The 20,450-nt window shown below is 33.6% G+C and carries 18 protein-coding genes and 1 pseudogene; 14 read left to right on the forward strand and 5 right to left on the reverse strand.

Annotated elements, in window-relative coordinates; genetic code table 11:
* Positions 1-8 precede the first annotated feature (8 nt).
* Positions 9-1,049: an agmatine deiminase family protein gene (locus ABDW27_RS21280; RefSeq protein WP_343697734.1), complete on the forward strand. Its 1,041-nt coding sequence runs from the start codon at positions 9-11 to the stop codon at positions 1,047-1,049.
* 175 nt (positions 1,050-1,224) lie between these two features.
* On the opposite strand, the gene fahA is transcribed toward ABDW27_RS21280, so the two are convergent.
* On the reverse strand, positions 1,225-2,511 hold the full coding sequence (gene fahA, locus ABDW27_RS21285; RefSeq protein WP_073414274.1) for a fumarylacetoacetase: 1,287 nt from the start codon (positions 2,509-2,511) through the stop codon (positions 1,225-1,227).
* A 110-nt stretch (positions 2,512-2,621) separates the two neighbouring features.
* On the opposite strand from fahA, the gene glyA reads away from it, so the two are divergent.
* From glyA to ABDW27_RS21310, 5 genes are all read left to right on the forward strand, one after another.
* Positions 2,622-3,896 (forward strand): serine hydroxymethyltransferase, encoded by a 1,275-nt coding sequence (glyA, locus tag ABDW27_RS21290; protein ID WP_343697735.1) that lies wholly within the window; start codon positions 2,622-2,624, stop codon positions 3,894-3,896.
* A 134-nt stretch (positions 3,897-4,030) separates the two neighbouring features.
* On the forward strand, positions 4,031-4,624 hold the full coding sequence (locus ABDW27_RS21295; RefSeq protein ID WP_073414278.1) for a tRNA-(ms[2]io[6]A)-hydroxylase: 594 nt from the start codon (positions 4,031-4,033) through the stop codon (positions 4,622-4,624).
* A gap of 32 nt (positions 4,625-4,656) precedes the next feature.
* A complete protein-coding gene (locus tag ABDW27_RS21300) occupies positions 4,657-5,196 on the forward strand; it encodes a hypothetical protein (protein WP_343697736.1) in 540 nt (179 codons plus the stop codon).
* Positions 5,197-5,333: 137 nt separating this feature from the next.
* Entirely contained in the window at positions 5,334-6,374 is a 1,041-nt protein-coding gene (locus ABDW27_RS21305) for a GMP reductase (protein ID WP_343697737.1), read from the forward strand.
* Positions 6,375-6,392: 18 nt separating this feature from the next.
* Positions 6,393-6,890 carry a GNAT family N-acetyltransferase gene (locus tag ABDW27_RS21310; protein ID WP_343697738.1) on the forward strand — a complete coding sequence of 166 codons (498 nt, stop codon included), beginning with the start codon at positions 6,393-6,395 and terminating at the stop codon, positions 6,888-6,890.
* A gap of 1 nt (position 6,891) precedes the next feature.
* Here ABDW27_RS21310 and ABDW27_RS21315 read toward each other — a convergent pair whose 3' ends face one another.
* On the reverse strand, positions 6,892-7,359 hold the full coding sequence (locus tag ABDW27_RS21315; RefSeq protein WP_073414284.1) for a hypothetical protein: 468 nt from the start codon (positions 7,357-7,359) through the stop codon (positions 6,892-6,894).
* Between the two features lie 30 nt (positions 7,360-7,389).
* Positions 7,390-7,968: a pentapeptide repeat-containing protein gene (locus ABDW27_RS21320; RefSeq protein ID WP_343697739.1), complete on the reverse strand. Its 579-nt coding sequence runs from the start codon at positions 7,966-7,968 to the stop codon at positions 7,390-7,392.
* 301 nt (positions 7,969-8,269) lie between these two features.
* Here ABDW27_RS21320 and ABDW27_RS21325 point away from each other — a divergent pair, with 301 nt between their 5' ends.
* The 6 genes and pseudogenes from ABDW27_RS21325 to ABDW27_RS21350 all read left to right on the forward strand — a co-directional run bounded on the left by ABDW27_RS21325 (position 8,270) and on the right by ABDW27_RS21350 (position 14,509).
* Positions 8,270-9,544 carry a BamA/TamA family outer membrane protein gene (locus ABDW27_RS21325; RefSeq protein WP_343697740.1) on the forward strand — a complete coding sequence of 425 codons (1,275 nt, stop codon included), beginning with the start codon at positions 8,270-8,272 and terminating at the stop codon, positions 9,542-9,544.
* 130 nt (positions 9,545-9,674) lie between these two features.
* On the forward strand, positions 9,675-10,295 hold the full coding sequence (locus tag ABDW27_RS21330) for an outer membrane beta-barrel protein (RefSeq protein ID WP_343697741.1): 621 nt from the start codon (positions 9,675-9,677) through the stop codon (positions 10,293-10,295).
* Positions 10,296-10,456: 161 nt separating this feature from the next.
* Positions 10,457-11,130: pseudogene (locus tag ABDW27_RS21335) on the forward strand (response regulator transcription factor).
* Between the two features lies 1 nt (position 11,131).
* Positions 11,132-12,535, forward strand: a complete 1,404-nt coding sequence (locus ABDW27_RS21340) for a HAMP domain-containing sensor histidine kinase (protein WP_343697742.1) — start codon at positions 11,132-11,134, stop codon at positions 12,533-12,535.
* Between the two features lie 77 nt (positions 12,536-12,612).
* Positions 12,613-13,332, forward strand: coding sequence for a hypothetical protein (locus ABDW27_RS21345; RefSeq protein ID WP_343697743.1), 720 nt, complete (start codon positions 12,613-12,615; stop codon positions 13,330-13,332).
* A gap of 229 nt (positions 13,333-13,561) precedes the next feature.
* Positions 13,562-14,509, forward strand: coding sequence for a bestrophin family ion channel (locus tag ABDW27_RS21350; RefSeq protein WP_343697744.1), 948 nt, complete (start codon positions 13,562-13,564; stop codon positions 14,507-14,509).
* 239 nt (positions 14,510-14,748) lie between these two features.
* Here ABDW27_RS21350 and ABDW27_RS21355 read toward each other — a convergent pair whose 3' ends face one another.
* Positions 14,749-16,173: a PLP-dependent aminotransferase family protein gene (locus ABDW27_RS21355; protein ID WP_343697745.1), complete on the reverse strand. Its 1,425-nt coding sequence runs from the start codon at positions 16,171-16,173 to the stop codon at positions 14,749-14,751.
* A gap of 100 nt (positions 16,174-16,273) precedes the next feature.
* On the opposite strand from ABDW27_RS21355, the gene ABDW27_RS21360 reads away from it, so the two are divergent.
* Positions 16,274-17,191, forward strand: a complete 918-nt coding sequence (locus ABDW27_RS21360) for an EamA family transporter (RefSeq protein WP_343697746.1) — start codon at positions 16,274-16,276, stop codon at positions 17,189-17,191.
* Between the two features lie 244 nt (positions 17,192-17,435).
* Positions 17,436-19,694, forward strand: a complete 2,259-nt coding sequence (locus ABDW27_RS21365; RefSeq protein WP_343697747.1) for an acyl-CoA dehydrogenase — start codon at positions 17,436-17,438, stop codon at positions 19,692-19,694.
* 272 nt (positions 19,695-19,966) lie between these two features.
* On the opposite strand, the gene ABDW27_RS21370 is transcribed toward ABDW27_RS21365, so the two are convergent.
* Positions 19,967-20,311, reverse strand: a complete 345-nt coding sequence (locus ABDW27_RS21370; RefSeq protein WP_343697748.1) for a 5-carboxymethyl-2-hydroxymuconate Delta-isomerase — start codon at positions 20,309-20,311, stop codon at positions 19,967-19,969.
* Between the last annotated feature and the right edge of the window lie 139 nt (positions 20,312-20,450).

Below are 20,450 nucleotides of genomic sequence, written 5' to 3' on the forward strand. Positions count from 1 at the left end.
AACCTTTTATGTCAACAAATAATAGAAGATTTCCAGCAGAATGGGAAAAGCAGCAAGGAATTGTATTGTGTTTTCCGCATAATGGTAATGACTGGCCGGGAAAATACGAAGCTGTTCAATGGGCTTTTGTAGAATTTATTAAAAAAGTAGCCGCTTTTGAAACTGTTTTTTTGGTTGTAGCCGATGAAAAGCTAAAAGAAAAAGTTGCCGAAATGCTTGAAAGAGCCCGAGTGAATATTAAAAACGTTTCATACATAATTCACAAAACCAACAGAAGCTGGATGCGCGATTCTGGACCAATTATCGTTAAAAATGGTTCGAAAAGAGAAGCATTAAATTTCAATTTTAACGGCTGGGCAAAATATAAAAACTATCAGTTAGATAAATTTGTACCCGGAAAAGTAGCTGATTTCATTGATGTTCCGTTAACGCAGGTAATGTATAAAGGAAAACCGGTAATTGTTGAAGGCGGCGCGATTGATGTAAACGGAAAAGGTACTCTTTTAACTTCTGAAGAATGTTTAATGCATCCAACGATTCAGGTTCGAAATCAAGGTTTTACAAAAGAAGATTACGAAGCTGTTTTTAAAGAATATCTTGGTGTTACAAACGTAATCTGGTTGGGTGAAGGAATTGAAGGTGACGATACACACGGACACATCGACGATTTATGCCGATTTGTAAACGAAGATAAAATTGTAACAATTGTAGAAACTGATAAAAACGATTCAAATTATAAACCTTTACAGGACAACTTAAAACGCTTACAAAACGCAAAACTAGAAAACGGAAAATCTCCTGTTATTGTAGCTTTGCCAATGCCAAAACGTGTAGATTTTGAAGATCTAAGACTGCCTGCAAGTTATGCTAATTTCTTAATTCTAAACAATTGTGTTTTAGTACCAACATTTAATGACAGCAACGACCGTGTAGCTTTAAATATATTATCAGAATGTTTCCCAGACAGAGAAGTAATCGGAATAAGCTGTATTGATTTTATTTGGGGATTCGGGACATTACATTGTTTAAGCCAGCAGATTCCTGCTTAATATATGAAACCATATAAGTGATACAAGAAATTAAAGTCTAATTAAATGAACTTAAATTAGTTATATGGTTTAAAAATTCTGCGATTTTGTGAGATTAAAACATAAAGAATAAAAAAACCTTGGTGAATGCCAAGGTTTTTTATTTCTATATCTTTTCAGAATCTTTATCTACTCTTCATTGTCTAATGAAAGGAGGTAAAAGCTGGCTTGAAACTTCTCCAAAACCAATTCTTACTTCTGCATTTTCACAGAACCCGCGAATAATTACCGTATCATTATCTTCGATAAATTTACGTTCGCTGCCGTCTTTTAATTTTAATGGATTTTTACCTCCCCAAGTCAATTCAAGCATAGAACCAAAACTGTCAGGAGTTGGCCCGGAAATAGTTCCGGAACCCATCATGTCGCCAGAGTTAATTCGGCATCCGTTTGAAGTGTGATGTGTTAACTGCTGAGCCATTGACCAGTATAAATATTTAAAATTTGATCTCGAAATTACTGTTTCTTCAACAGCATCTTCAGGTTTTAATGAAACTTCTAAATGAATATCAAAAGCTTTTTTACCCTTTGTCTGTAAATAAGGAAGCGGTGACGGATCTTGTTTAGGTCCTTTTGTTCTAAAAGGCTCTAAAGCATCCATAGTAACAATCCATGGAGAAATTGACGATGCAAAGTTTTTAGCTAAGAAAGGTCCCAGCGGCACATATTCCCATTTCTGGATATCACGCGCGCTCCAGTCATTCAGTAAAACCATCCCGAAAATATAATCTTCGGCTTCGTAAGTCGAAATATTTTCGCCCATTACGTTTACATCAGTGGTAATAAAAGCAGTTTCTAATTCGAAATCTACTAAACGTGATGGTCCAAAAACAGGATAATCTCCTCCAGGAGGTAAAGTTTGTCCCATTGGTCTGTGAACCGGAATTCCAGACGGAACAATTGTAGAACTTCTTCCGTGGTATCCAACCGGAATATGAAGCCAGTTTGGCAGTAATGCATTTTCAGGATCACGGAACATTTTACCTACGTTTGTAGCATGTTCGCGGCTTGAATAAAAATCGGTATAATCTCCAATTAAAACCGGAAGCTGCATCTCTACATCTTCAATATTAAAAATAACAATATCACGGTCTTTTGTTGAATCTCTAAGCTGAGGGTTGTTCTCGTCGAAAATATCAGCGATGCGGTTTCGCACCAAACGCCATGTTTTTTTTCCGTCAGAAATAAAATCATTCAGCGTATCCTGCATAAACATATCATCGGTTAAATCTATTCCTTCAAAATAGTTTAGTTGCTGTAAAGCCCCTAAATCTATGGCATAATCGCCAATTCGCGTTCCTACGGTAACGACATTTTCTTTGGTAAGAAATACACCGAAAGGAATATTTTGAATGGGGAAGTCGCTATTTTCTGGCACTTCTAACCATGATTTTCTTTTAGTATCGTTGGCGGTTATTGGCATGTTTAGATGTTAATTATTTGTTGAAAAATTACATGTCAAATATATCATAATCTAACAGTATCACAAACGTTTTTTTGTATTTTTGCAGGAAATTAACGAAAAACGAAAAAATGCAACGCGACGAACAAATTTTTGATCTTATACAAGAAGAAAAAGAAAGACAAATTCACGGATTAGAGCTTATTGCTTCTGAAAACTTTGTAAGTGATGAGGTAATGCAGGCTGCCGGCTCTGTATTAACTAATAAATATGCTGAGGGGTATCCTGGCAAAAGATATTACGGAGGCTGCGAAGTAGTTGACGTTATTGAGCAGATTGCAATTGACAGAGCTAAAGAATTGTTTGGAGCTGAATATGCAAACGTACAGCCTCACTCAGGTTCTCAGGCAAATACAGCAGTTTATCACGCTTGTTTAAATCCTGGAGATACTATTTTAGGTTTTGATTTATCACACGGAGGTCACTTAACTCACGGTTCACCAGTAAACTTCTCAGGACGTTTATACCGTCCGGTTTTCTACGGTGTAGATGCTGAAACTGGTCGTTTAGATTATGATAAAATTCAGGAAATTGCTACTAAAGAACAGCCAAAATTAATCATCGCTGGAGCTTCTGCTTATTCTCGTGATATGGATTTTGCTCGTTTCAGACAAATTGCAGACAGCGTAGGAGCGATCTTATTTGCTGATATTTCGCACCCAGCTGGTCTTATTGCAAAAGGATTATTAAGCGATCCAATTCCACATTGCCACATTGTTTCGACAACAACACATAAAACACTAAGAGGACCACGTGGAGGTTTGATTTTAATGGGTAAAGATTTCCCAAATCCACAAGGATTAACAACTCCAAAAGGAGAAATCAGAATGATGTCTTCATTATTAGACTTAGCTGTTTTCCCAGGAAATCAAGGTGGACCTTTAATGCATATTATTGCTGCTAAAGCGGTTGCTTTTGGTGAAGCTCTTAAAGATGAGTTCTTTACTTACGCAATGCAATTACAAAAAAATGCAAAGGCAATGGCAGATGCTTTCGTAAAAAGAGGTTACAACATTATCTCTGGCGGAACAGATAACCACATGATGCTTATCGATTTAAGAAATAAAAATATTTCTGGAAAAGAAGCTGAAAACGCATTAGTAAAAGCTGAAATTACAGTAAACAAAAACATGGTTCCTTTTGACGATAAATCACCATTTATCACTTCTGGAATTCGCGTTGGAACAGCTGCAATCACAACTCGTGGTTTAGTTGAAAAAGATATGGAAACAATCGTAGCTTTAATTGATAAAGTTCTTACAGATCATACAAACGAAGATCTTATCGAAGAAGTTGCTGAAGAAGTAAACGAATTAATGAGCGAAAGACCAATTTTTGCATATTAATTAGTTTAAAGTTTCAGGTTTTAAGTTTAAAGTTTTGTAATGCGAAAATAAACGTATTATGAAACTTTAAACTTTTTTCGTTTAGAAAAGAAAACTTGAAACTTTAAACAAATAAACCTTAAACAAAAAATAAAATGGGCGTATTAAGATTACAATTGCCAACCGACCCAAGATGGGTAAATATTGTTGAGAAAAACATAGAAGAAATCTTAACAGATCATGCTTGGTGCGAGCAGAAAGCCGCAACAAATGCGATTACGATTATTACAAACAATCCGGAGCATCAGGATTTGGTTAAAGATTTACTGGCTTTGGTAAAAGAAGAAGTAGATCATTTTGAACAAGTACATAATATCATCATCAAAAGAGGATTAAAATTAGGACGTGAACGTAAAGATGAATACGTAAACGAATTATACCAATACATGAAAAGAAGCGGAGACGGAAGCCGGGTTTCGGGTCTTGTAGAAAGATTATTGTTTTCTGCAATGATCGAAGCCAGAAGCTGCGAACGTTTTAAAGTACTTTCTGAAAATATTCAGGACGAAGAACTTGCCGTTTTTTACAGAGAATTAATGGAAAGCGAAGCAGGACATTATACGACTTTCATTACTTACGCACGTAAATACGGAGTAGGAATTGATGTTGAAAAACGCTGGAGAGAATGGCTGGCTTTTGAAGAATCAATTATTACCAATTACGGAAAAAACGAAACGATTCACGGGTAAAAGGTATAGTGATTAATTAATTCAGGCAAAATATGAAACTATCGAGGCCTACTTTAATGTTATATTTAATTATTGGGATTATAGTCGCATTGCAAGTATTTTATTTAGATCCTTATGTTAAAGGAAAATATTTTTACAGTGATATTGATGCTTTTAAGAAAGAATCTTGCAAATATTCATTTGTTTTACCATCGATATTATTTATAATATTTTTAATCATCGGATTGAAAAAGAATGTAATTAATAAAACTTTCTTTTTCTCCATTTTTGTAGTTTTTCTTTTTGTTGTTATTTCTTCTAAACGATTAACAGATAATGTTTTACTATATTTTAATTCCAAAACAAAAGCTGAGAAAATCAGTAAAAACTATGTTGTTTTGAGGAATGATGAGAATAAAGTATTTCATATTTATGATAATAAGAAAGAATTTATTCTGTCTGAAGATCTACTAAACAAAATAGATTCCATAAGATTAAAAAGAAAGCTGAAGTCTTTATACAAATTGCGAAATAACGATACATTAAAGATTGAATATAAAATAGGTTTCCTTAATGTAAAATATTTAGAATAAAAATCCGCATCAAATCCGCGTTTTCACGAAGTGAATGCGTATCATCCGCGTGCCAAAATTAACACGCATTTTAAATCTTAAATCTACAATCTAAATTCTAAAATCATTACATTTGAAAGTAACCAAAATTTTCAATTATGAGAATAGAAATGGATTTAAAGCTTGGGTTTAAAGACGTAATGTTCAGACCAAAAAGATCAACGCTCAAAAGCAGATCTGAAGTTTCTTTAGAACGAAATTTCAAGTTTTTGCACAGTACTTCAGAGTGGACAGGAATTCCAATTATGGCCGCCAATATGGATACAGTGGGAACTTTTGAAATAGCTCAGGTTTTAGCAAAAGAAAAACTTTTCACGGCAATTCATAAACACTATACTTTAGAAGAATGGAATAACTTCTTAAAAAATGCCACACCAGATTTCTATAATTATATTGCGATAAGCACCGGAACAGGACAGGAAGATTTTGAGAAAATTGGAAAAGTAATTACAGCAAATCCTTCATTGAAATTTATTTGTATTGACGTTGCTAACGGATATTCAGAGCATTTTGTTGAATTTCTAAAGAAAACCCGAACACAATATCCGGATAAAATAATTATTGCCGGAAATGTTGTAACAGGTGAAATGACCGAAGAATTACTTTTGGCTGGAGCCGATATTGTAAAAGTTGGTATTGGACCGGGCTCTGTATGCACAACACGTGTAAAAACAGGAGTTGGTTATCCACAGCTTTCTGCAATTATCGAATGTGCAGATGCCGCGCACGGTTTAGGCGGACACATTATCAGTGATGGAGGCTGTACAACTCCGGGTGATGTTGCAAAAGCTTTTGGTGCAGGATCTGATTTTGTAATGTTAGGCGGAATGCTTGCCGGACACACCGAAAGCGGAGGTGAGCTTATCGAAATAAACGGTGAAAAATTCAAACAATTTTACGGAATGAGTTCGGCAACGGCAATGGAAAAACATTCAGGTGGAGTTGCAGAATACAGAGCAAGTGAAGGAAAAACAGTAAAAGTTCCGTTTAGGGGAAATGTCATTCATACCGTTCTGGATATTTTGGGAGGATTACGCAGTACTTGTACGTATGTAGGCGCTCCGAGGCTAAAAGAACTTTCAAAACGAACAACCTTCATCCGCGTAAGCGAGCAGGAAAATCAGGTTTATACAAATTAAAATATTTCAGAATTCAATATGATTACTATTTCAGACGCAGGTTTAAGTGATATAAAAACAATTCAAAAAATCACAAATATGACCTGGCCAATTACTTACGGCGAAATTTTGACAAAAGAACAATTAGATTATATGTTAGATTTAATTTATTCTGATGAAGCTCTAACAAAGCAAATAGAGAATAAAGAACAATTGTTTTATCTAATTTCTGATTCAGAATCTACGATTGGTTTTATCGGAATTGAGCATAATTATAACAATCAAGCCATTACAAAAATCCATAAAATTTATCTTCTGCCGGAAACACAGGGAAAAGGTTACGGAAAAACAGTTTTTGAATCCATTGAAAAAATGGCTTTAGAAAACAATTCAAAAAACCTTTTATTAAATGTAAACCGTTTTAATACGGCTTTAAATTTCTATAAAAAATTAGGTTTTGAAATTAAGGAAACCGTTGACATTGAAATTGGAAATGGATATTTGATGGAGGATTATGTAATGGGGAAAAAGCTCTAATTTAACCAAGGGTATTTACTCGGAAATCAAAAAAAGTTTTATTGATTAAATTGTATTTTATATTCCAATAATAACTTCCGCCATCTGAAATATCCTGCCATTCAGTTTTCCATTTTTCTTTTTTGTTTCTGTTAAAAGGATGGTCTGTATTTTCTCTCCAGAGAAAATTTACATAAATAATCTTTTGGCCTTTCTCGTTAAAAATGCCAAAATATTGTCTGTTGTAGTTATTTAAATTTTTATGTATTAATGGATTGAATTTATTAGTATTGATAATTTCTATATTCTTGCCTAATAAAATTTCTAATTCATTAATTTCATTTGAAGTTGGGGTAAAACGTTTCAAATTTTCAAAAAGATAACAATTATAATTTTCGGAAAATATTACTCCAATATCTCTAAATTTAGTAGTTTTTTGCGCGTATGTTAAATGAAAGATTAAAAAAAGAAGAATAGCTAGTTTTTTCATTTATCTTATTTTGTTAAAATTAAATATTATTCAACTCACAATAACATCATGCTTAAACAATAACCCTTTTACTTCTTTCAAAGAAAAAACAGCCTTTTTCAATTTAGTTTTAGACGGATCAATTGTATAGTTATAACTCGTTTTAAAATCGGCTTTGTTGGCGATGGCCTTGTTGAATTCTGAACGGTACAAATCGCAATTATCAAAAATAGCACTTGTGAGATCAGCTGCCATAAAATCAACGGCAATCAAACTGCAATTGGTAAAGGGAGTTCCTTTTAATTTTAAAGTATAAAATTTCGAAAAGTCCAGAATACAGTCATTAAAATGAACTTCGAAAATGAGTTTATCACACATAGCGAAATTCACTTCTTTAATTTCGCATCGATTAAAAGTAACCGTTCTTAACGCCACATAATTAATTTTAGCTTCGCTGAAAATACAATCGTTAAAAACACAGTCGATAAAAGTAACAGCTAAAAAAGTGCAGGCAGAAAAATTACAATTATTAAAAACGCAGCCTTCAAAGTCTTTAAAGTTAAGATCGTCTTTGGCGTAAATAATAGTATTGTATTCTTTATCAAGAAAATATTCGCTTTCTTTTTTCAACTCTTTTAATAATTATTTGAGACTGAAAAGATACTACTTTACCCAAAATATTGTGGAAAATTTGTAAACAAAAATTTAGAATTTTATGATAAAAAAAGGACATCAAATCTATTTTTAAAAAGATATAATTCATTAAAAATTTATCACAAAACAGATTAGTTATAAAAAATATAATATCTATTCATCTAATTTTGACGGTTTTTTCTATTTCTTAATTAGAATTAAATTGTGTAAAGTGTTGAAAATGAATTATATTTACAAGAGGTTTGATCTTCTAAATAGAAACTAAAATTTTTGCCGAATGAAATTATTAAAAAAAATAAGTTTTCAGCATAAAATTAAAATCACAGTTCTGCTTTTTCTATTTCCTTTATTTCTAATCGCACAAACGGAAACAAATTCTCAGAATAAAGAAATATGTCCGCCTAAAACCATTTTTGAAATCTTCAAAAAAAGTGATTCCACTTTAGTTGTAAAACCTACTAAAAACAATTTCTTCCTTGTAATTCCCGCAATTGGTTCACAGCCGGCAACCGGTTTCTTTTTTGGTGCCGTCGCGCAATATACTTTCAAAGGAAAACAAGAATCAGATAAATATTCGGTAGCTAATTTGGGAATAACTTATACCGTAAAAAAACAATGGCTGATAAATGTAAAAAACAATATTCTGCTCAAAAATAACCGAATCTTTCTCAGCGGAGATTATCGGCTTTATATTTTTTCACAACCAAATTACGGACTCGGAACAGATATAATTCCGCCAAGACGCGATCAGGATTCTAATTTCAGCATTGATTCTTTGGCGCAGGCGATGGATTATAATTATTTCAAATTTCATCAAACCGCCTCTTTTGAAGTGCGGAAGAATTTTTATTTTGGCGGAGGTGTCAATATCGATTGGTATACCAATATAAAAGACAAAGAATTAGATGTCGAAAACGGAAATTTTACCTATCATTATAACTATAGTAAAGAACACGGTTTTGATGATTTAGAATATTTTTTAACCGGAGTAAGTTTAAATCTTGTTTACGACTCACGCGATAATCAGGTGAATTCTTCCCACGGCTGGTTTGCCAATATCAATTATCGTTTCAATCCGGTTTTATTCCATAACCAGAAATACAGCAACGTTTTGTATGCAGAATATCGAAATTTCATTCCCCTTTCGCAGAAAAACGAGCGATATATTCTCGGAATCTGGGCTTACGGACAATTTGTTACCAGAGGCGAAGTTCCGTATTTAAATTTGCCTGCAATAGGCTGGGATCAGCGCAGCAGGAGCGGAGAAGGTTATACACAGGGATTATTTAGAGGAAATGGACTTATATACCTTTCAACTGAATTTCGATTTCCCATAACCTGTAATCAAATGCTTAGCGGTGTGGCTTTTACTAATTTTGTAACGGCAAGCAACAAAGATAATGATGTATCACTTTTTCATGCTATTCAGCCATCAGCCGGACTTGGACTTCGAATATTAATTGACAAAAAAACACGTACGAATTTAGTTGTCGATAATGCCTGGGGAAATAATTCGAAAGGATTTTATCTTAATGCCGGGGAAACTTTCTAAAATAGCATGTTTTTTTTTTTTTTTTTTAGTGTAAGTATTTGATATTGTGAATTTTATATTTAAAAATGTAAGAAATTACAATAAAAAATATTAAATTTGGCTAACCATTTAACTTTCAAACACATAATTTATGAAACAGTACAGTTTATTATTAGCTGCGTTTCTGTCGGTGATAGGAATGCAGGCTCAGGATGCAAGGTCATTTTCACTTAATTTGTATGGTGGTTATAACTTTTCAGATAAGTTGGAATATGACGGTTATTCTGCAACAATTGAAGATGGTTTTCAATACGGAGCAGGATTTGAGTATTTCTTTTCAACAAATAATTCATTTGAGGTAAAATATTTAAGAACAGATGTTAAAATACCAGTGTATGGTCCATTAGGCACTCAACTAAATTCAAGTGATGATAAAGGAGCATTTAACTTCATTCTTGCAGATTTTACACATTATTTTGATACCGGTACAAATCTTCTGCCTTATTTAGGTGCGGGTGCGGGTGTTGGTATTGTTGAAACGCCTCAAAGCGGTAGTGGAACTTACTTTGCCTGGGATATTAAAGGAGGCGTAAAAATTAAAACAGCATCAATAGTTTCTGTAAATATTAATGCTTACTTACAATCTATGTCAGCTGCAGTTGGAGACAGTTATTATTGGACATACTGGTATGGACCAGTTGCAGTTGAAGATTATGTTTCTACTTTTCAATTTGGATTAGGAGCAGTTTTGAGCTTTAATTTTAAGAAGTAATAAAATTTTGAGTTAAACGAAAATATTTAACAAAAAGCAGCCAAATCAGGCTGCTTTTTTTGTGTCTCAATCGTAATTGTTCATAATTAAATCATAATTTCTATCCGTTATGAGTACTATTTTTGAAGTCAATCCTTATTTTTGTTGTATATACAAATTATATGAAGTTACTAATAGTCGAAGATGAACCCAATCTTTTATCTATTTTAAGAAAAGGATTTGCGGAAAACAACAACGAAGTAAGTGTCGCTCTCGATGGTAAAACTGCCTTGGAGATGATTCATAATTATAACTTTGATGTTGTCATTTTAGACGTTATGCTGCCGGATATTAACGGAATCGAAATCTGCAGAAGACTTCGCGCCAGCAAAAATTTCGTTCCAATTTTACTTTTAACTGCTTTAGGAACTTCAGAAAATATTGTAACAGGACTTAATTCCGGCGCCGATGATTATTTGGTTAAGCCTTTTAAATTTGGCGAACTCGACGCAAGAGTAAACGCTCTCAACAGAAGAGCGCATCAGGAAACCGATAAAATCGACGTTATTACCATTGGCGATTTAGAAATTAACGGACGTGCCAAAACGGTAAAAAGAGATGGCGAACCGATAATTTTAACGGCAAAAGAGTTTAAATTGCTGTATTATCTCGGTAAAAATGCCGGAAGAATTGTTTCCCGCGACCAGATTTTAGATAACGTCTGGGATATCAACTTTGATATGAATACCAATGTTGTCGATGTATATATTACTTATTTAAGAAAAAAGTTGATAAACCTTTTAAAACCAAACTAATTCATACCATGAAAGGTTTAGGTTATGTTATAAAGACATAAAATGGATATTAGAAAAAAAATTACGTTTACTTATGTAGCACTTTCTACCTTTAGTACATTGCTATTGAGTGTAATAGTATTCGTTTTATTTAGAGAAAATAACCGCTATCATTTCTTAAAAAGATTAGATGACAGGGCAAAAATTGTCGCGTCAATACATTTTCAACATGATCCGGAAAAAATCAAATACTATAGTAATTTAAAGAAAAACGGACTTGAAGAACTTATTGAAGAAGAAGAATATGTTCTTAAAATAAACAGTGCCAATAGTTTTGAATATAACACAAAACTAAATCTTCCCAATGAATTCTATACTAATATCCTTCAAACCGGAAAAGATTATTTTGAAATCAACAGCAAATATTATCTGGGTCAGGTTTTTACAGAAAGAGATCAAAAATACATTGTAATTGTTGGCGCACGTGACCGAAGAGGAAAAACGACAACTATATACATTATAAAAATATTGGTTTTTGGCGGAATCGGATTTATTCTGCTTGCTTTCTTTTTAGGTCGTTTTCTGGCTAAAAGAGTTATAAACCCTGTTGCAAGAATTACCAAAGAAGTAAACAGAATCAGCGCGTCAAATCTTCATAACCGACTTCCGGAAGTTAAGAATTCTGATGAGATCTCAGACTTGACAGAAACGTTCAACGATATGCTCGACCGACTCGAAACTTCATTTGAAATTCAGGCTAATTTTATCAATAATGCTTCACACGAATTAAAAACGCCAATTACAACTATTATTGCCGAAGCCGAAATTATGCTGCTGAAAGAACGTGAAGTGGCAGAATATGTAGAATCATTGCAAAACATTTACAGTCAGGCATCAAGATTAGGAAATCTTACCGAAAGTTTATTAAAATTAACACAGACAGGTTACGACGGAAATAAACAAGTTTTGGACATTGCCAGAATCGATGAATTATTACTGGACGTAAAATCAGATTTAGATAAGATTTATCCGGAAAACCGTGTGAGTGTTAAAATGAATTTTGCACCAAAAGATTCTAATTTGCTTTTAATTCCTTGTAATAAACCGCTTTTAGAACTGGCAATTAATAACATCATTACCAATGGCGTAAAGTACTCTGATAATAATGAAGTGTTTGTAACACTTTCGGCAAATCAGGATGCGATCAAAATTTCGATAAATGATATCGGAATCGGAATTCCGCCAGAAGATATTCCGCATTTGTACGAGCCTTTCTTTAGAGGAAAAATTGCCGCCAAATATATTGGTTACGGTTTAGGATTGCCGTTGGCTTCAAAAATCATTCGCATGCATGACGGAGAAATACAAGTTCAGTCGGAACAAAATAAAGGAACGATTGTAACAATTATTTTTAAGAAAGAAAAAACGAAAAAAATCAATATTAAAAATTCTAATGTTGAATCTTAGAAAATTCTAATTTAAGATTAAGACCCTTCTAATATTCAGGAAGTTACTTTGTATGTATAAACTAAAAGATTATACATATGAAAAATTTCCTGATCCCTACTACTCTAAAAGATGATACGATTTCAGCTGTAAAATCAGCAATTAGCCAGGCAAAAGAGTCAGACTGTGAAATTGTTTTAATGATGGTATCTGAAACACCGGATGCCTTTTCATCATCTAGTTTTTTACGTGAAATGAGAACCGGACTTACCAAAAGTCAGGAAGAAGTTTTAGAGACTTGCAGATACATGATTGATCATACTAAAAACTGCAAAATTAAAATTCACAATCAATACGGACTTTCATCTCCAATTTTTAGAGGAATTATTGAGCATTTCTCTGTAAAATTAGTCATTCTGACGCATTCTTATAAACAGGAAACTAAGCGTATTCATCAATATTTAGTGCAATTAGCAGGAAATCAAAAATGCCCGATTCTGCATTTAGGAAATGAATTTAAAGAAGATTTTACAAAAGCACTTTATATAGAAAACAGTTCTGCTAATGTTCATGTAAAAGATGTTCAGCAGTTTTTGAATGAAAATTTCTCTTATGAAATTGTAAGCCAGACTTCTAAAATTGATGATAATTTCGAAGAAGCTGCACCATATTTAACCGAAGCCATTTCAAAATATGAAATAGACCTTTTGGTAGAAACAAGAAAAGGAGAAAAAATCAAATTTAAGAAAGTAAAAAAACAAAACATTAATGAAAAACTGGGACTTCCGGTGCTTTCATTATATGAAGAGTTGGTTTAGTTTTTTTCAAAATCAGATCTAGTAATCTTAATACAAATCTTGATTTAAAATGTGCCGCTAGGCACAATATCGGTAGCCAGTAATATATGCGGAATTTCATAAGCGTGCCGTAGGTACGCAATGTTAGTTCTTTCGTACCTACGGCACGATTGAATTTATTTTCAATTTTTTGTTTTCTACCAATATGTAGTGCCTAACGGCACAAATTGTTTAATTAAAAACCGAAAATATGTTATTAAGAAAAAGAATACCAATGAAGTACGTTCTCGGGAAAATTAAAGTCGAAATTGCTTTAGTATTGGCTTATACCGTACTATTTGAAATATTTCACCATTATTTTATTAACCTTCCCGTAGATATTCCAATTGCGATTCCAACGATGATTGGAACGATTATCTCATTATTATTAGCCTTTAAATCAAATCAGGCTTATGATCGCTGGTGGGAAGCCAGAATCGTTTGGGGAGCCGTTGTAAACGATTCCAGAACCTTAATTCGTCAGGTTTTGACTTTTTATAAAGATCCTGATTTTTCTGTAGAAGCAAGCGAATTCAAAGAAAACTTTGCCAAAAGACAAATCGCATGGTGTTACAGTTTAGGTCAGGCACTTCGAAATAAAGATGCGATAAAACCCTTAAAAGGTTTAATGAGCGAAGAAGAAATTAAATACATCAAGAACCATCAAAACGTTCCAAATGCTATCTTAATGCTGCATGCACGCGATCTTAAAAATGCTAAAAACGAGAAAAAAATCAACATGTATCAGCAGGTAGAAATCGATAATACATTATCGCGATTATGCGATGAAATGGGTAAATGCGAGAGAATCAAGAATACGATTTTCCCAACAACCTACAGCATGTATATTAGACTGACTTTATGTTTGTTTATTTTGTTACTGCCTTTTGGATTAACAAGTGTATTAAGCTGGTTTGCGATTCCGTTAATTACAGCAATTGCCGCAGCTTTCTTTTTGATCGAAAGAATGGCAATTCATTTACAGGATCCTTTTGAAAACAGACCTACAGATACGCCTGTTACGACAATTGCCAATACAATTGAAAAAAACATCAAACAAATGCTCAACGAATATCAAAGCGAATTTGATATCCTAAAAGAATTTGAAATAAACGACGAAGCTAAGAAAGTAGAAAAAGACGCTTACTTCGTTCTATAAAGCCTTAATTTTGGTCTTCTTTAATTAATTGTTGTCCGGACAGTGTTGTTAGTTATGCTGTCCGGTTTTTTTTAGAGATACTAAGATTCTAAGTTGCTAAGGTTCTAAGTTTTTTTGAAATACAAATCACCTAAACATAACCCGTGGTTTCAACCACGGGGACATGTAGTTGTTTTTGAAAATTATGCTCTCCCATGGTTGAAACCACGGGCTATGTCAAATAGAAAAAAGCGCAAAGATTACAATTGTTTCGCTGCCAATCTGCCTAAAGTTCTAATAGATTCCCTTAATTCATTACTCCACGGAAGTCCAAAACTCAAACGCATACAATTCGAAAACTGATCCTGAAAAGAAAAAATCCTTCCCGGCGCAATACTGATGTTATGTTTCATAGCCAAATGATAAAACGAAGCTGTATCAATTTTTTTATCTAATTCGACCCAAAGAAAAAAACCTCCTTGCGGCTGGCTCACTTTTGTTCCCTCTGGAAAAGATTCTAAAACCGTATTGATATAATTATTGCAATTTTGATTTAAGATTTGACGAATTTTACGAAGATGATTTTCATAACGCCCATTTTTTAAAAAATCGCCCACAACTTCATGTGTGATAGTAGGAGAGGACAGTGTGTGGTAAATTTTATTTCGAAGAATTTCTTTTTTAAATTTTCCCGGTGAAACCCATCCTGCGCGATAACCCGGCGCCAGAGTTTTAGAAACAGAACTGCAGCAAAGCACAATACCACTTTCGTCATAGGTTTTGCAATTAGTAGGTCGGCTGGAGCCAAAATACAAATCACCGTGTATATCATCTTCAATAAGTGGGATATTATAAAACTCCATCAATTTTACAACCTCTTTTTTATGTTCAACAGGCATCATACTTCCCGAGGGATTGCTAAAATTACTCATTAATAAACAAAGCCTAACCTTTTTAGTGGCAAGAGCTTTTTTCAAGGCATCTAATTCTATTCCGGTTGTCATATTGGTTGGCAATTCCATAATATATAAGCCTAGAGATTTAGCCAATTGTAAAATACCAAAATAAGCAGGACTTTCAGTGATAATAGTATCTCCCGGTTTTGTCAACGTCATTAAACAATGCGATATGGCACTAGTGCATCCGGGAGTTGTAATAATATCTCTTTCTGTTAAAGAACCACCCCAGTTAAAAGACCAGCGTGCAATTTCTTTTCTTAAATTCAAATTACCTTGTACCTCTTCATAACTCGTTCCGCTGTTAGGCAATTGACGCATCGCCTGAACCATTCCTTTGTTCAGTTTTGCAATAGGAAGAAGTTCATTTGACGGAAAACCCAACGAAAGCATCGTAATATTTTTATCCATCATATTACCGTAAACCTGATCAATTAAATCCTCCCGATCAATATTTTCGCATTTTAATATCGGACTGCTTGCAGAAGGTTCTGTAATTATTCTTGCTGAAATATTGCTCACATAATAACCAGATTGCGGACGCGATTCAATCAGTGATCGACTCTCAACTTCATAATATGCTTTGCTTACGGTGCTCATGCTGTAACCCGTTTCAGCACAGACTTCGCGTATAGAAGGCAGTTTGTCTCCAACATTCAAAAGTCCCGATTTTATCTGATTTTCTATAACATCGGCAAACTGTAGGTATAAGTAATTTGAACTCTTCATAAAAATAAACTGTTATGCTGCAATTTACAAAAACTGTATCTGTATTGCTATTTTATTTTTTAGAAATTTGTTTCATCAAAAAAATAAAAGAAAAACAGTCGTGAAACCAACAAAATATTATATCGCAGCTATTACCGCTTACACCGTTTGGGGATTTTTCAGTTTGGTTTTAAAACCTATTCACGATTATCCTGCACTCGATATTTTATTTTATCGTGTTTTTAGCTGCAGTATTTTAATGCTTTTAATAACATTTTTGTTTAAAAGAAAAGCATTGCAGGAAACTCTAAATATTTTCAAAGGATTATCTTCTTCAGAAAAGAAAAAAGCTGTTTTATTGAATATCGGCGGAAGCTTCTTTTTAATGGCAAACTGGTTTACATTTATTTATGTAATGAATCATGTTAGTGTTAAAGCAACTTCTTTGGCGTATTTAGTATGCCCAATTTTGACTACTTTGCTAGCCTTTTTTATATTAAAAGAAAAACTGGAAAAAACGCAATGGCTGGCAGTTGGTTTAAGCATTTTTGGTTGTCTGCTTTTATCTTACGCCGATATTATGGATATGTTTTTCAGTATTATTATTGGTTTAACTTACGCTTGTTATTTGGTGAGTCAAAGAGTTAATAAAGCTTTTGACAGATTTATTGTCCTCACGTTTCATATTACATTGGCAGCGATATGTTTATTTCCGTTTTATCCGGAATACAGCGGACCAATCCCAACCGAATTTAAGTTTTATTTCTGTATAGAAACCATCGCAATTGCATTTACGATTATTCCGTTGTTTCTAAACCTGTACGCACTTTCAGGAATCAACTCATCGACCGTTGGAATGCTTTTAAACATTAATCCGATGATTGCTTTTTTATTGGCAAATTTTGTCTATCACGAAAAAATCAGCGCTTTGCAAATCAGTGCTTATGGCATTATTTTTATTGCAGTGTTAGTTTTTAATTCCAATCATATTTTTGCCATAAAACAGAAATATATCCTGTCCTCTAAAGATTCTCAATAAAGTAACTCTGTATTTTTATTGGTTTAAGGTATAAAATTACGAGAATCTTAACAGGATTTTTAAGCAGGAATGAGTATTTTTCATTCCTGCTTTTTTATGCAGTAAAATGATTTTTTTAGCCACGAATTCACGAATTGTCAAATAAATAAAATTCGTGAATTCGTGGCTAATCTTCAACAAAAAAAATCCGTTTAATCTGTGTAATCTGTGGCAAATAAATAATTTATAACCGAATCTCTATTATATGAAACCAGCCAAGCTGCAAGCCTTTACTCCGTTATTTTATTTAGTGTGGTCTGATGATCTTTTGACTCAAAAAGAATTTGCCACATTACAGGAATTTATAAAATCCCAAAAAGCACTTTCTGCCGAAGAACAGGAATATCTGCTTTCTAAAGTAGACATTTCAAATCCGCCTTCGCGAAATGAAGTTGCGCAATGGAAACTGGACATCGAAAAAAGCATTCAGGATAAGTCATCCATAAAATCTATTTTTGATATTGCTGTAGCTCTTTCAGATAAAGATTTGGATATTTCATCCTTAGAATCAGATTTTACAAAACTCGAAAATGACCTCGGAATTTTAGGCGAAGAAGCACTTCAAAACTTCAAAACAAAAGCCGGTTCTTTTACTGCAAATTCGCAGACCACCAGCAATTTTGATATTAAAAAAATAACCGAATTTCTGGACGGAAAAGAAGCACCAATTATAAAAAGAGTTAAGGAAGTTATTTCAAGACCTGAATTTGCTTATGAAACTTCTACAGATATTAATATTTTTCGTCAAACGGTTTACAATTGGTGTAAAATTCTAGCCGATGAAAACTTAGGAAACATGGCCTATCCAAAGGAATATGGAGGCGGAGGAAATGTAGAAGATTATTTTGCCATTATGGAAACGCTGAGTTATCACGATTTAAGTTTAGTGATAAAATTTGGAGTTCAGTTTGGACTTTGGGGAATGAGCGTTCAGTCTCTTGGAACAGAAAAACATTATGCAAAATACTTAAAAGATATTGGTTCTTTAAAACTTCCGGGTTGCTTTGCCATGACCGAAACACATCACGGATCTAACGTAAAAGGTCTTGAAACTACAGCAACTTACAATCATAACGATCAGACTTTTACGATTCATACGCCAAATAAAAATGCCCAAAAAGAATATATCGGAAACGCAGCAGTTCACGGACAAAAAGCAACAGTTTTTGCAAAGCTGATTATCGATGGACATGATTATGGCGTAAATGCTTTTGTAGTACCGTTACGAGATACAAACGGAAATGTCGTAAAAGGCGTTACGATAGGCGATTGCGGACATAAAATGGGTTTAAACGGAGTTGATAACGGAACAATAAGTTTTGATAATGTTGTGATTCCGAAAGAAGATATGCTCGATCGTTTTGCATCTGTAAATGAGAAAGGAGAATTTGAAAGTCCGATTCCGAGTGATAACAGAAGATTTTTTACCATGTTAGGCACTTTGGTTGGAGGAAGAATCGGGATTCCGCGTTCGGCTTTGGCTGCAGCCAAATCTGGATTGACAATTGCCATTCGCTACAGCGACCAACGTCGACAATTTGGCCCTGAAGGCGGATCAGAAGTTCCGATTTTAAATTACAGAATGCATCAGCGCAGATTGTTGCCGCATTTGGCTAAAACCTACGCCGTTCATTTTGCACTTCAATATCTGACGAAAAGATTTTTGAACAGGACAGAAGCAGAAATGCAGGAAATCGAAGCGCTTGCAGCTGGAATGAAATCTTATTCAACCTGGAGTACAAGAGATATTCTGCAAGAATGTCGTGAAGCATGTGGTGGAAAAGGGTATTTATCTGAAAACCGAATCGATGCTTTAAAAAATGATACTGAAATCTACACCACTTTTGAAGGAGATAATACCGTTTTAATGCAATTAGTGGCCAAAAACCGTTTGTCTGAATTTAGAAAATCTTTTGGAGAAATGGGATCTTTGGGCATCATCAATTATGTTTATGAAAATGCCAAAACGGCGATTACAGAAAAAAATCCAATCGCAACAAGAAGGTCAGATGACGAACATTTATTGGATGGCGAATTTCATTTACAGGCTTTTGTTCACAGAGAAAAAACAATTCTGGCTTCGGCAGCGCGACGTATAAAGAAATTAGTTGATGGTGGTTTAGAAGCTTATGATGCTTTTAATGTGGTTCAGCATCAAATGATTGACGTTGCGCAGGCGTATTTAGAACGTATTGTTTTAGAGCAATTTCAGGAAGCAATCAAAGCGATTGAAGATCAGAATTCAAAAAATATTTTAACCAAATTATATCAATTATATGCGCTTTCGCAGATAGAAAAAAACAAAGCTTGGTATCTTGAAGACGGTTATATGGAAGCTGTGAAAACCAAAGCAGTCCGTAAAATTGTCAATCAGCTTTGCTGGGATATTCGCCCGGATGCGGTTGCATTGGTAAACGCTTTTGATATTCCGGAGAGTTGTCTGGCGGCGCCAATTGCGGTGTAATTTTTTTTAAACCATATAAGTGATATAAGGTTTGTAAGTTTTTAGAGGAACTTTGTCAAAGTTTTAAACTTTGACAAAGTTTGATTTATAACGCAAAGTTTGTCATCCTGAGGAACGAAGAATCTTCGTAAGTGACTCGACAAAGATTGTCGATTTTGTTTACGGAATTACTAACGAAGATTCTTCGTTCCTCAGAATGACAAGATTGTGTTTGATGTTTTTGTTATAACAATTAAATAATGCAATAAATTTATTTATACTAAAAAACAAAATCAAATCATTTTACTATTAAAATAACCGGCCTTTTGAAAATCATCAATATTCATAGAAATTGACTTCACTTCAGGAAGAATACTTTTTAATTTCGTTACAATTATTTTAGATAAATTGTTTTTTTGTTCTTCATTTCGTCCTTCCATAATGTATCCAAAAACATGAATAAAATCATCTAAAGTGCCACCGTTGTTATAATAGGAGAAAGAATTTATTCTCACTTTAATTTCAGACGCAGTGAAAAGACTGGTAGATAAAGCTGAATCAAAAACTTCCTGCATAATTTCATCTGCAGATTTTAATCGTAATACATTTTCTGAGCAGTCAATAATGAAATTTGGCATTTTCTATAGGTTTAAATTAAAAATTCAGTTCAAACAAAATTATGAAAACAATACCAGGTTTCCGTTTATTTTTCTGATCTGATAAATAATTCATTTTTCTATTTACACTTTATTATATTTGTACGTTTCATTTATTTTT

Source organism: Flavobacterium sp. (assembly GCF_039595935.1).
Taxonomy (GTDB): Bacteria; Bacteroidota; Bacteroidia; order Flavobacteriales; family Flavobacteriaceae; genus Flavobacterium.